We start from the raw sequence: 12,816 nt of genomic DNA on the forward strand, positions 1-12,816 counted from the left end.
CGCTTATGCTTCGCAGGTGTTCGATTCGCGGCACATACGGACGTTTCACGAGGTGGTCGCCTCCGGGTCGTACTCGGCGGCCGCCCGCGTCCTGGGATATACGCAGCCCGCGATCACTCAGCAGATGAAGGCCCTGGAGCGGGCCGTCGGCACTCCCCTGTTCACCCGGGTCGGCCGCCGTATGCAGCTCACCGAGGCGGGCAACTCCCTGGTCCGGCACGCGGAGTCGATCCTCGGCAGCCTTTCCGCCGCCGAGGCGCAGATGAAGGCGTACGCCCGGCTGCGGGCCGGTCGGGTGCGGCTGTGCGGGTTCCCCAGCGTCAACGTCACCCTCGTCCCGGAGGCCCTGAGCGGGCTAGCCAAGGACCATCCCGGGGTCCAGGTGGAGCTGCTGGAGGGTGAGCCCCCGGACTCGTTGCGCAGGCTGGAGCGCGGGGAGTGCGACATCACCCTCGCCTTCACCTATCCCGGGCTGCACGAGGAGATACCGGACGAGGTGGCCGAGGTGCGGCTGCTGGAGGACCAGCTGACGGTGCTGCTGCCGACCGGCCACCCGCTGGCTCGGCGCCGGGCCGTGCACCTGGTGGACCTGGCCGAGGAGCGGTGGATCGCGGGCTGTCCGCGCTGCCGGGCGAACCTGCTGCACGAGTGCGCCGAGCTGGGCTTCGTCCCCGACATCCGGTTCTCCACCGACGACAACCTGGTCGTGCAGAGCCTGGTCGCGCAGGGGCTGGGGGTGGCGATGATGCCCGCGCTGGTACTGCCGTCACTCTCCCTGAGCAAGGTCTGCGGGCGGGCCCTGGAGCCGGTCGCCCGCCGCCACATCGCCGCCTACGTCTACCGCGACCATCTGCGGATCCCGGCGACCGTCGCCGTTCTTGACGAACTGAAGCGGGTGGCGGCCAACCGCGTCGGCTGCTGACCGACCCGGCGGCCCTTCTCCCCCATCCATAAGACAGGCTTGGGATTTCGGGTCAAAACTGTCGTTGGACGTGATGGATCGGCTGCCGGACGCTGCCGGTATGACCACCACCACACCGGCCCGAACCACCGCGAGGATGGCCGCCCTCGTCGCTGAGATCCGTACGGTCGTGGACCGGGGTCTTGCCCCCGACCTCACCGCCTACCTGATCGGCGAGCGCGTCGCGCCCCAGCTGGGTACGCCCGACCTGCTGACCGCCGAACAGTGCGAGGGTCACCCGGACCGGTACCGGCAGCACGTCCTGCACGCCGAAGCGGACGGCAGCTTCTCGGTGGTGGCACTGGTGTGGCTGCCCGGCCAGGAGACGGCCATCCACGATCACGTCTCGTGGTGCGTGGCCGGGGTGCACGAGGGTGCGGAGAGCGAGCTGCGGTACCGGCTCGCCCCGGCCACGGGTAAGGAGGGCGCCCGTCTGGTGGCCACCGAGCAGATCGTCAACGGCCCCGGGGACGTCTGCGGGTTCGCACCCCCCGGAGACATCCACAAGGTCCGCAACTCCTGTCGCACGAAGGCGATATCCCTGCACGTCTACGGCGCCGACGTGGAGCGCCTGGGCAGCAGCGTCCGCCGGGTCTACACGCTCCCCACCGACTGATGGCGCTGCTGCACCGGTCCACTCCGCGTACGGGTGGGGACCGGCCTGTTTCACGTGAAACATCCGCCCCGTGGCCCGGACTGGCCACCACCGTGCTCGGCGCGGCGATCGCATGGGCCGTGCACTGGGTCGTGCCCGCCGTGCCCTGGCTGACGGCCTCGGTGGTGCTGGGTATCGCCGCCGCGCACCTGCCCCGGATACGCACCTTCGTCCGCGGCGCGGCGAGGCCCGGCCTGTCGCTGGCCGGGCGGCGGCTGATGCGGATCGGCATCGTGCTACTGGGCCTGGGACTGGGCCTCGACCAAGTAATGGGCCTGGGCTGGGCCACGGTGGCCATGGTGGTCGCCGTGGTGGCCGCGACCTTCTTGGGGACGCTGTGGCTGGGCCGACGGCTCGGGCTGCGTGGTGACCAGCCGCTGCTGATCGCCACCGGGTACTCGATCTGCGGTGCCTCGGCGATAGGTGCGGTCAGCGAGGTCTCCGGCAGCGACGAGGAGGACGTGGCGGCCTCCGTGGCGCTGGTGACCCTGTGCGGGACCCTCGCGATCGCGGTACTCCCGCTGCTCCAGGGCCCGTTGGGGCTCACCGACCCGGAATTCGGGCGCTGGGTGGGGGCCAGCGTGCACGATGTCGGCCAGGTGGTGGCCACCGCGCAGACCGCCGGTCCCGACGCGCTCGGGGATGCCGTGCTCGTCAAGCTGATGCGGGTGGCGCTGCTGGCCCCGTTGGTAGCCGCGGTGGCGTTCTCGGTACGGGCCCGGCGGCGCGGGGTGCGGACGGCCTCGGGGCGGCGGCCGACCCCGGTCCCGCTGTTCGTAGCCGGCTTCCTGGCCGCGGCCGCGCTCCGGGCCACCGGGGTGATCCCGGACGCGGCGCTGGAGTGGGCGCACGCCGCCCAGGAGGCCCTGCTGGCGGCGGCGTTGTTCGGTCTGGGGAGCGCGGTGCACCTGCCGACCCTGGCCCGGACGGGCGGCCGGGCCGCCGTGCTCGGGCTCAGCTCCTGGGTGGTGGTGGCGGGAGTCTCGTACGCGGGAGTCCTGCTGACCATGTAGCGCACCCCGCCCCGCCCAAGGCCCCCGCCCGCCCCACCTGCCCGGTACTCTGTACCCGCCAGGTGGGTTGCCCGAGCGGCCTAAGGGAACGGTCTTGAAAACCGTCGTGGCAGCGATGTCACCGTGGGTTCAAATCCCACACCCACCGCCGGTGGGGCTCAGGCCCTGCGGAAGAGGGTGCCACCGACGCGGTGGCACCCTCTTCGGCGTATGTGGGGGGCAGCTATCCGTCCCGACCTCGGCGAGCGAGGCTGTGGGGTCGCCGCAGCGGTAGGGGACGCGCTTCGTGAGGCCGTGCGGGCTCCGGTTGAAATCGACGCGCAGGATCTCGGCGTCATCGCCCTCGCGGGTACCGAGGTGTCGCCGTGCACAGGGGTGGCCTGCTTGCCCGCGGCGTTGACGATGGGGCTGTCCCGGCTGCTCCGCAAGCGGGGATGGGCCGACCGAGTGGTGTTTGTCGGAAGAACGGCGCGGGCGTGGGGCTCGGCGCGGTTGCGGTCACATCATGACGAATGTATGCAGATCCGCCCGTCGGAACATCCCGGAATAAGGGGTCGTCATGGCTAGCAGCAACACCTTCACGTCGATCTGGACCACTGTCCTCGCCACCCTGGTGGCACTGTTCGCAGCTCTCGGTTTCGGCGGCGGCGCCACCGTCGCGGCCGCCGCTTCCACGGCCGCCCCCGCTGCTCCCGCCGTGCCGGCCGGTTCCGTGGCGAGGAGGATGGCCGTGCAGGCCCGGCGGAGCTGGAGGGCGATGATGCGCGGCGGTGCGCTGCCGCCCACGATCGCCCAGCGGATCCGCGCCGAGGCCCACGGCTCGACCCCGTCCGTACGCCGCCGCTCCACGACCGCCGCCGCCCACGCCCAGTCGGGCCACTCCTTGGACGAGCTGGATCTCGCGGCCTGAGGTTCCCCAGGCATCTGGCATTCGGCAGGTCCGAGGAGCAGCAGGTTCGCGGCTCAGCAGCTCAGCAGCTCAGAGAGTCAGCAGCTCAGAGAGTCAGCAGGTCAGAGGGTCAGAGGGTCAGAGGGGCATCAGGGCAGAGGCTCAGAGGCTCAGAGGGTCATCAGGTCAGAGCGTCAGAGACTCGGCAGGTCAGAGGGTCAGTAGATCGTCAGTACGTCAGTACATCAGTACGTCGGTTCGTCATCGGTACGTCGGTATGCAGGTACGCCCGTAGGGCAGTCGGTTCGGCTGTTGATCGGTTCATTGGTTCGTTGGTTCGTGGGTTCGTTCGCTGGTTGGTGAGTAGGCCCGGCACGGTTCCGGGTGGCGGTGCGCGGACAAGCCGTCGTTCAAGCAGAGGTTCGTGAAGAAGTCAGGTCGGCGAGAGCGCCCATGGGGGCGTACCGCTCGGCCGCCCCGGCGAGCGCCGGGGGCGCGCAAGGGGCGCGCAGGCGTGTGTGCAGGACCGCAGGCCCGGGAGACGGTGGGGTTCCCGGATGGAGCGGTCCTCTTTGGCATGCCCGGGACCGGTGGGATTGGTGGAACGCTTCGCCTCTTGTGCGCCAAGGGTTTCGCCTGGGGTGCGTGGGGTGAGCTGGGGCATTGGGGGCGCGAATGAGGTTTATCAGATGTTGCTCATGCTTGCGGGGGAATTGCCTGATGCAGGGTGGTTCGCCGGGGATTCGGTGGGCAACTCTGGTGCAGCGACGTCGTCACCACCGAACGACCGAGGCGGTCGGCCAACTGCCTGGGCAACACCCCTATTTCGGGTTCTCTGGAGGATTCAGACATGGCAAGCATTCGTACCGCCCGCGTCATCGCCACCGTCGCCGCGCTCCCCTTCGCCCTCGCGCTCTTCGGCGGAGTGGCCCAGGCGGACAATGGCGGTCTCGCGAACGGCGGATCCAATACGAGCGTGGCCAGCATCATCGGCAGTGGTGTGGGCGGGAACAACAACGGCAATTCCGCCACTACGCAGCAGGTGGCCACCGGTGCCGGTGCGTCCAACCAGAACAACTCCGCGCAGGCCAACGGCTCTGCCTTCACGCAGATCCATCAGTCGAACAGCAGCATCGCGGTCAACTTCCATCCTTGGTGGTAGATGTTCCTCAGTGATGAGGGCGCCTGTGCGACCGGACCGGCTGGGGTCCGGTAGCGCAGGCGCCCTCGCGCGTTCCCGGCCTTGACATCGACACGGAATCTGACGGACAGTCAGGTTCACTTGATGATGTGATGCCGGGAGGCCCGCACCGTGCACCTCGCCCCCACCGACGAGCAGTTGAGACTCCGCGCCGAACTGCGTTCCTACTTCGCGGACTTGCTGCCGGACGGAGCGCCAAGAGATCCTGACGACCAGCGCGCGGTGCTGCGCCGGATCGGCGCGGACGGCCTCCTCGGGCTCGGCTGGCCCGTCGAGTACGGCGGCCAAGGCCGCGGCCCTGAAGAGCAGTTCGTCTTCTTTGACGAGGCCTACCGGGCGGGCGCCCCGGTCTCGATGGTCACGCTCAACACCGTCGGCCCCACGCTGATGCGCTACGGAACCCAGGAGCAGAAGGACTTCTTCCTCCCCCGGATCCTCAAGGGAGAGATCGTTTTCGCGATCGGCTACTCGGAGCCCGAGGCCGGGACCGACCTCGCCTCCCTGCGCACCAAGGCCGTACGCCGCCCCGGTACGGGGGACCCGGAAGGTGACGGTGACTGGCTGGTCGACGGGCAGAAGATCTTCACGTCGAACGCTCAGAACGCCGACTGGATCTGGCTCGCCTGCCGCACCGACCCCGAGGCGCCCAAGCACAAAGGCATTTCGATCATCCTCGTCCCCACCGACGCGCCGGGCTTCTCGTGGACACCGATCCATACCGTCGGCGGCCTGACGACCACCTCGACGTACTACGACGGCATCCGCGTCCCCGCCGGGAACCTCGTCGGACCCGAGCACGGTGGCTGGGGCCTCATCACCAACCAGCTCAACCACGAGCGGGTCGCCCTCGCCGCCATCGGCATGCAGGCCGAGGACTTCTACGATGCGGCCCTCGCCCACGCCCGCACCCCCGACCCCGCTACCGGCGAGCGCCCGGCAGACCGCCCCTGGGTGCGGTCCCGGCTCGCCGAGGTGCACGCGCGGCTGGCCGCCGTACGCCTCCTGAACTGGCGCCTCGTTCAGGACGTGGGCGCGGGCAGCCTCGCCCCGGGCGACGCGAGCGGGGTGAAGTTCCTCGGCACCGAGTCCACCGTCGAGGTGTACCGGATGTGCCAGGAGGTGGTGGGCGAGGAGGCGCTGGTACGGGGCCCCACGGCCTTCGCGGGCGGTGAGCTGGAGCGGATGAACCGGGCCGCGCAGATCAACACCTTCGGCGGCGGGGTCAGCGAGGTCCAGCGCGAGATCGTCGCCATGATGCGGCTCGGGATGAAGGGGAGGAAGCGGTGACCGCTACACCACGGGGCGAGGGCCGGGGCCCGGCCGGGGCGCACGGCCCCGACGAGCTGTACGCCCTGCTCCAGGCCTTCGAAGGGCGGGCCGCGGCCACCTCGGGCCTCGGCAAGGATCCCGTCAACGAGCCGATGATCCGCCACTGGTGCGAGGCCATGGGCGACGCCAACCCCGCCTACAGCGGCCCGGACGCGATCGCTCCTCCGACCATGCTCCAGGCCTGGACGATGGGCGGGCTCTCCGGTCACACCGACCGCTCCTCCGCCTACGACCAGCTGTTCGTCCTCCTCGACGGCGCCGGATACACCTCGGTGGTCGCCACCGACTGCGAGCAGGAGTACCTGCGCCCGCTGCGCCCCGGAAACAAGGTCACCTACGACGCCGTGATCGAGTCGGTGTCCCCCCGCAAGACCACCAAACTGGGCACCGGCCACTTCGTGACCACCCGCATGGACGTCCACGCCGACGGCGAACTCGCCGGAACCCACCGCTTCCGCATCCTCAAGTACGCCCCCGCCGCACGCGCCCTGGCCGCCCCGGAAACCGGGGAGGAGCAACCCCAAGCCCCTGCGAGGCCGAAGGCCGCCCGGCGCCCCCGCCCCGTCATCAACCGCGACAACCAGGGCTTCTGGGACGGGGTCCAGGACCACCGGCTCCTCATCCAGCGCTGCGCCTCCTGCGGGGCCCTCCGCTTCCCGTGGCTCCCGGGCTGCAACGACTGCGCCTCCCTGGAGTGGGACACCGTCGAGGCCTCCGGCGCCGGGACGGTGTTCAGCTACGTGGTGGTGCACCATCCGCCCTTTCCGGCCTTCTCGCCTCCGTACGCGGTGGCGGTCGTCGAACTCGCCGAAGGCGTCCGGATGGTCACCAACGTCACCGGCGTCCCCCACGACGAGGTGCGCATCGGCATGCCCGTCCAGCTGGAGTTCCTGCGCGTGGACGAGGAACTGGAACTGCCCGTCTTCCGTGGGAGCGCAGACTGATGGACTTCCGCCCCACCGAGGACCAGGCGGCCGCCGCCGGTCTCGCCGCGCAGATCTTCGGCGATCTGGCCACCCACGAGCGTCTCACCGCCGCGGGCGGCGGCACCGACGCCGAACTATGGAAGGCGCTCACGGGCTCCGGCCTGGTCGCCGCCGTCGAGGACATCGGCCTGCTGGGCCTGGTACTGCTGCTGGAGGAACAGGGCCGCACCACCGCACAGGTCCCCTTCGCCGCCACCTGCGTGTACGGGCTGCTCGCGGTCGCCGCCCACGGCACCGAGGAGCAGCGGGCCAGGCTGCTGCCCGCGTTCGGCTCGGGTGAGGCCGTGGCCACCGGCGCCTTTCCGGCGCGCGGCCGCTTCACGGTGGACGCGCGCGGCCGTCTCACCGGTACGGCCCCGGTCGTCCCGTGGCTGCGCGACGCCACGCACGTCCTGGTCCCGGACGCGGACCGGGCGCTGTGGCTCGTACGGACGGACGCGCCCGGGGCCGCCACGGCGGAGGTGGACACCACCGCCCCGTGGTCGGCCGGACACCTGACCCTGACCGGCGCCGAGGGGGAACGCCTCGCGTCCGCGGACGGCCGGGCCTACGCAGAGGTGCTGGCCGGGGCCCGTACCGCCTTCGCCGGACTCCAGGCGGGCGTCTGCGCGGGCTCCCTGTCCCGGGCCGTCGACTACAGCGGCACCCGCGAGCAGTTCGGCCGTCCTCTCTCCACCAACCAGGGGGTCATGCTGCGCGCCGCCGACGCGTACATGGACACCGAGGCGATCCGGGTGACGGCGTACGAGGCGGCCTGGCGGATCGACCAGGGACTCCCGGCGGCCGAGCACGCGCTGACCGCCGCCTGGTGGGCATCGGAAGCGGGCAAGCGGGTCGTGCACGCGGGCCAGCACCTGCACGGCGGGATGGGGGCCGATCTGGACCACCCCGTCCACCGGCACTTCCTGTGGGGGCGCCAGCTGGACGCGTACCTCGGCTGTGGCAGCGAACTACTGGCGGAACTGGGCGCCGTACTGGCGCGGGAGGTCTGAGGGATGAGAGCCGACGGGATCAAGGCGGGCGACAGCCTGCCGCCGCTGGAGATACCGGTCACGCGCACGCTGATCGTCGCGGGCGCGATCGCCTCCCGTGACTACCAGGACGTGCACCACGACGCGTCGCTGGCGCGCGAGAAGGGCTCCCCGGACATCTTCATGAACATCCTGACCACGAACGGGCTGGTCGGCCGGTACATCACCGATCACTTCGGGCCGCGGACGGTGCTGCGCAAGGTCGCCATCCGCCTCGGCGCACCCAACTACCCGGGCGACACGATGACCCTGACCGGCACCGTCGAGTCCGTCGTCGGATCCGCGGCCGGGAACACCGTCGAGATCAGGGTCGTCGGTGCCAACCGCATCGGCCATCACGTGACCGGCACTGTCACGGCCACCCTGGCGCCCGCGGCCCGGCCCGAGCCGGGAGCCGTGGCTCCCACCGCGCTCCGGGCCGGTCAGGAGGGCGGGGCATGAGCGTCCGGACCCGTGATGCGCTCGGCGGCCGCGCCGCCATCGCTGGGATCGGCGCGACGGAGTTCTCCAAGGACTCCGGCCGCAGCGAGCTGCGTCTCGCCGTCGAGGCCGTGCAGGCCGCCCTCGCCGACGCCGGGCTCACCCCTGCCGACGTCGACGGCATGGTGACCTTCACGATGGACACCAGCCCCGAGATCACCGTCGCTCAGGCCGCCGGGATCGGGGACCTCTCCTTCTTCTCCCGCATCCACTACGGCGGCGGCGCGGCCTGCGCCACCGTCCAGCAGGCCGCCCTGGCCGTCGCCACGGGCGTCGCCGAGGTCGTCGTCTGTTACCGCGCCTTCAACGAGCGCTCCGGCCGGCGCTTCGGCTCCGGGGTCCAGCAGCGCGAAGCCTCGGCGGAGGGGGCGGCCCTCGGCTGGTCGCTGCCCTGGGGGCTGCTCACCCCGGCCTCCTGGGTGGCGATGGCCGCCCAGCGTTACCTGTACGCCTACGGTCTGACCCCCGAGGCCTTCGGGCACGTGGCCGTCACCGGGCGCCGGTACGCCGCCACCAATCCGGCCGCCTGGTTCCACGGCAAGCCCATCACCCTCGCCGATCACGCCGCATCGCGGTGGATCGTCGAACCACTGCGGCTCCTGGACTGCTGCCAGGAGACCGACGGCGGTCAGGCCATCGTCGTCACCAGCGTCGAGCGGGCCCGGGACCTGCGCCGGGCACCCGCCGTGATCACGGCGGCGGCTCAGGGGGCGGGGCGCCGCCAAGAGGCGATGACCAGCTTCTACCGCGACGACCTGACCGGGCTGCCGGAGATGGACGTGGTCGCCCGCCAGCTGTGGCGGACCAGCGGGCTGCGCCCCTCCGACATCGACGTCGGCATCCTCTACGACCACTTCACCCCCTTCGTGCTGATGCAGCTGGAGGAGTTCGGCTTCTGCAAGCCGGGCGAGGCCGCCGACTTCGTCGCCGCCGACGCGCTCCCCCTCAACACCCACGGCGGCCAGCTCGGCGAGGCCTACCTGCACGGTATGAACGGCATCGCCGAGGCCGTACGCCAACTGCGCGGCAGCTCGGTCAACCAGATCGCGGGCGCGGCCCATGCCCTGGTCACAGCGGGGACCGGGGTGCCGACCTCCGGTCTGATCCTGGGCGCCGACCGCTAGGGGGAGTCCGCCCGGCGAGCGCCCGGGCGGGCCCGCGGTCCCTCCGCCCCCTCCACCTTCAGGAGGTGGGGGAAACCCCCGTCCTACAACCTGAGAGGGACGCGGTGTCGGCACCTGCGGCCGATCCCCGACGCCATCACCGCTCCTAGCGTGGAGGCATGACCACGCCAGTGTGCACGTACGCGTCGAACCAGTCGCCGTACCCCTCTTCGTACCCGTCGTTCTCGTCGTACGTACGGACACGAGGGACCTCGCTGCTGCGCACGGCACGCTCACTGACCGCCAACCCCTGCGACGCCGAGGACCTGCTCCAGACGGCTCTCGCCAAGACGTACGTCGCCTGGGACCGGATCGAGGACCACCGGGCCCTCGACGGTTACGTCCGGCGGACCCTGGTCAACACCCGCACCTCCCAGTGGCGCAAGCGCAAGATCGACGAGTTCGCCTGCGACGAGCTGCCGGAGACGGACCAGGCTCCCGCCGCCGACCCCGCCGAGGCGCAGGCACTCCACGACGCCATGTGGCGTGCGGTGACCCGGCTGCCCGACCGGCAGCGGGCCATGGTGGTGCTCCGCTACTACGAGGACCTGAGCGAGGCCCAGACCGCCGAGCTGCTCGGGGTCTCGATCGGCACGGTCAAGAGCGCCGTCTCCCGTGCCCTGGTCAAGCTGCGCGAGGACCCGGAGCTGAACCCGGTCCGCTGACCCTCGGCCCCTCTGCTGTGTTTCACGTGAAACACGCCCGGGTGTTTCACGTGAAACACCCATGTTTCACGTGAAAGAGGGTCAGTCGCCTGCGAGTCGGAACCCCGAGGTAGTGACATGCCGAGCGGTACGTGAGCAGAATCGGCAGCATCCGAAACCGCCGCAGCGCCGCAGCGCCCACCGGGAGGACGCTTTGCTGAGTACCATGCAGGACGTACCACTGCTCGTCAGCCGCATACTTCGACACGGTATGACGATCCACGGAAAGTCCCAGGTCACGACCTGGACCGGGGAGGCCGAGCCGCATCGCCGCAGTTTCGCCGAGATCGGTGCCCGGGCCACCCGCCTGGCGAACGCCCTGCGCGACGAACTGGGCGTCCAGCAGACCGACCGTGTAGCGACTCTCATGTGGAACAACTCGGAGCATGTCGAGGCATACTTCGCGATTCCCTCCATGGGTGCGATCCTGCACACGCTCAACCTGCGGCTGCCCCCCGAGCAGCTGGTCTTCATCGTCAACCACGCCGTCGACCGGGTCGTCCTCGTCAACGGCAGCCTGCTGCCCCTCCTGGCGCCGCTCCTGCCGCACCTGCCCACCATCGACCACGTCGTGGTCGTGGGCATCGGCGACCGCTCCGTGCTCGACGGACTGGACGTCCGCGTCCACGAGTACGAGAACCTTCTGGCAGGGCGCCCGGAGACCTACGACTGGCCCGAGCTGGACGAACGCCAGGCCGCGGCGATGTGTTACACCTCCGGCACCACCGGGGACCCCAAGGGCGTCATTTACTCCCACCGCTCCATCTACCTGCACTCCATGCAGGTCAACATGACCGAGTCGATGGGCCTGACCGACCGCGACACCACCCTCGTCGTGGTCCCGCAGTTCCACGTCAACGCCTGGGGCCTGCCGCACGCCACCTTCATGACCGGCATCAACATGCTGATGCCCGACCGCTTCCTCCAGCCCGCCCCGCTCGCCGAGATGATCGAGCGCGAGCGCCCCACGCACGCGGCGGCCGTGCCCACCATCTGGCAGGGGCTGCTCGCCGAGGTCACCGCCCACCCCCGCGACCTGACCTCGATGAAGCAGGTCACCATCGGCGGCTCGGCCTGCCCGCCCTCCCTCATGGAGGCCTACGACAAGCTCGGTGTCCGCGTCTGCCACGCCTGGGGCATGACCGAGACTTCTCCGCTCGGCACCATGGCCCACCCCCCGGCCGGGCTGAGCGCCGAGGAGGAATGGCCCTACCGCCTCACCCAGGGCCGTTTCCCCGCGGGCGTGGAACCGCGCCTCATCGGCCCCGGCGGCGACGTCCTGCCCTGGGACGGCGAGTCCGCGGGTGAGCTGGAGGTGCGCGGTACCTGGATCGCGGGCGCCTACTTCGGCGGCGCCACCGGGGAACCGCTGCGCCCCGAGGACAAGTTCAGTGCCGACGGCTGGCTCAAGACCGGCGATGTCGGCGTGATCAGCGCGGACGGCTACCTGACGCTCACGGACCGGGCCAAGGACGTCATCAAGTCCGGCGGAGAATGGATTTCCAGCGTTGAGCTGGAAAACGCGTTGATGGCCCACCCCGAGGTCGCCGAGGCGGCGGTCGTGGCCGTCCCCGACGAGAAGTGGGGTGAGCGCCCGCTGGCCACGGTGGTGCTCAAGGAGGGCGCGACCGTGGACTACGAGGGGCTGCGCGCCTTCCTCGCCCGGTCCGTCGCCAAGTGGCAGCTGCCGGAGCGCTGGACGGTCATCGAGTCGGTACCGAAGACGAGCGTCGGCAAGTTCGACAAGAAGGTGATCCGCAAGCAGTACGCGGACGGCGCGCTGGACATTACCAAGCTGTCCTGACCGTCGCGCCGGGGGCCCTGGCTCAGCCCCGGGTCAGCCATGGCCGCAGCAGCTTGCTGACCGCGGGCATGGCCACGTACGTCATCAGGGTGCTGAAGACGACGGCGAAGGCAGCCGTCCGCAGCACGAAATGCACGTTCACCAGGTACGGCCCGAGCACCGCGTTGCCGAGCAGCGAGATCGGGAAGATGGCCAGCCCCGAGCTGACCGCCATCTTCCAGCGCGGCGGCGCGGGCCGGGTCGTACCGGGCTTGGCGAACCACGTCTCCATGCCGTGCAGCTCGCGCCGGGCTATCTCGCTGTGGTGGTGGCCGTGACAGTTCGCGAACCACTCCGCCCGCTCCGCCGAGTCCTGCCACCGCTGGAAGGCCGCGTGATCGCGGAAGCGGTGCACCAGGAACCACGGGCCGCCCTCGGTCGCCGGACGGAACAGGCCGTACCCGAGGTGGTCCGGGAACGTCGCCGCGGTCTCCAGGATCCCGCGCGCCCAGACCTCGAAGGCCTCCTCGTGCCCCGGCTCCACCTGCCGGGCGATCAGCAGGCTCACCTCCCCGTTGTCGGCGGGGACGGTGCGCTCGGTCGTGTCAGTGATGGCCATCG

The 12,816-nt window shown here is 70.7% G+C and carries 13 protein-coding genes and 1 tRNA gene; 13 read left to right on the top strand and 1 reads right to left on the bottom strand.

The features are described 5' to 3' along the window. The first annotated feature begins 16 nt into the window (after positions 1–16). The 13 genes from QMF80_RS24765 (at position 17) to QMF80_RS24825 (ending at position 12,216) form a co-directional block, all read left to right on the top strand. Entirely contained in the window at positions 17–922 is a 906-nt protein-coding gene (locus QMF80_RS24765) for a LysR family transcriptional regulator (protein ID WP_283456816.1), read from the top strand. Between the two features lie 100 nt (positions 923–1,022). After that, entirely contained in the window at positions 1,023–1,577 is a 555-nt protein-coding gene (locus tag QMF80_RS24770) for a cysteine dioxygenase family protein (RefSeq protein ID WP_283456817.1), read from the top strand. Beyond that, on the top strand, positions 1,577–2,629 hold the full coding sequence (locus tag QMF80_RS24775; protein ID WP_283456818.1) for a YeiH family protein: 1,053 nt from the start codon (positions 1,577–1,579) through the stop codon (positions 2,627–2,629). The genes QMF80_RS24770 and QMF80_RS24775 overlap by 1 nt, the downstream gene beginning before the upstream one ends. A 61-nt stretch (positions 2,630–2,690) precedes the next feature. After that, positions 2,691–2,777: transfer RNA gene (locus QMF80_RS24780), tRNA-Ser, on the top strand. Between the two features lie 411 nt (positions 2,778–3,188). Beyond that, positions 3,189–3,539 (top strand): DUF6344 domain-containing protein, encoded by a 351-nt coding sequence (locus QMF80_RS24785; RefSeq protein ID WP_283456819.1) that lies wholly within the window; start codon positions 3,189–3,191, stop codon positions 3,537–3,539. A gap of 829 nt (positions 3,540–4,368) precedes the next feature. After that, on the top strand, positions 4,369–4,680 hold the full coding sequence (locus tag QMF80_RS24790; RefSeq protein ID WP_283456820.1) for a hypothetical protein: 312 nt from the start codon (positions 4,369–4,371) through the stop codon (positions 4,678–4,680). A 150-nt stretch (positions 4,681–4,830) separates the two neighbouring features. Next, complete coding sequence (locus tag QMF80_RS24795; RefSeq protein WP_283456821.1) at positions 4,831–6,006, top strand: acyl-CoA dehydrogenase family protein; 1,176 nt, start codon at positions 4,831–4,833, stop codon at positions 6,004–6,006. After that, positions 6,003–6,992 carry a bifunctional MaoC family dehydratase N-terminal/OB-fold nucleic acid binding domain-containing protein gene (locus QMF80_RS24800; RefSeq protein WP_283456822.1) on the top strand — a complete coding sequence of 330 codons (990 nt, stop codon included), beginning with the start codon at positions 6,003–6,005 and terminating at the stop codon, positions 6,990–6,992. The genes QMF80_RS24795 and QMF80_RS24800 overlap by 4 nt, the downstream gene beginning before the upstream one ends. After that, positions 6,992–8,026 carry an acyl-CoA dehydrogenase family protein gene (locus QMF80_RS24805; RefSeq protein ID WP_283456823.1) on the top strand — a complete coding sequence of 345 codons (1,035 nt, stop codon included), beginning with the start codon at positions 6,992–6,994 and terminating at the stop codon, positions 8,024–8,026. The genes QMF80_RS24800 and QMF80_RS24805 overlap by 1 nt, the downstream gene beginning before the upstream one ends. Before the next feature lie 18 nt (positions 8,027–8,044). Further along, the gene (locus QMF80_RS24810; RefSeq protein ID WP_283456874.1) at positions 8,045–8,506 is read left to right on the top strand and encodes a MaoC family dehydratase; all 462 of its coding nucleotides are present in this window, start codon (positions 8,045–8,047) and stop codon (positions 8,504–8,506) included. Next, complete coding sequence (locus QMF80_RS24815; RefSeq protein WP_283456824.1) at positions 8,503–9,669, top strand: lipid-transfer protein; 1,167 nt, start codon at positions 8,503–8,505, stop codon at positions 9,667–9,669. Before QMF80_RS24810 ends, QMF80_RS24815 begins: the two co-directional genes overlap by 4 nt. A 158-nt stretch (positions 9,670–9,827) precedes the next feature. Then, the gene (locus tag QMF80_RS24820) at positions 9,828–10,373 is read left to right on the top strand and encodes a SigE family RNA polymerase sigma factor (protein ID WP_283456825.1); all 546 of its coding nucleotides are present in this window, start codon (positions 9,828–9,830) and stop codon (positions 10,371–10,373) included. A gap of 193 nt (positions 10,374–10,566) precedes the next feature. Then, entirely contained in the window at positions 10,567–12,216 is a 1,650-nt protein-coding gene (locus tag QMF80_RS24825; RefSeq protein ID WP_283456826.1) for a long-chain fatty acid--CoA ligase, read from the top strand. Positions 12,217–12,238: 22 nt separating this feature from the next. On the opposite strand, the gene QMF80_RS24830 is transcribed toward QMF80_RS24825, so the two are convergent. After that, positions 12,239–12,814, bottom strand: a complete 576-nt coding sequence (locus tag QMF80_RS24830) for an antibiotic biosynthesis monooxygenase (protein ID WP_283456832.1) — start codon at positions 12,812–12,814, stop codon at positions 12,239–12,241. Between the last annotated feature and the right edge of the window lie 2 nt (positions 12,815–12,816).

It is taken from the genome of Streptomyces sp. G-G2 (genome assembly GCF_030063135.1).
Lineage (GTDB): Bacteria > Actinomycetota > Actinomycetes > Streptomycetales > Streptomycetaceae > Streptomyces.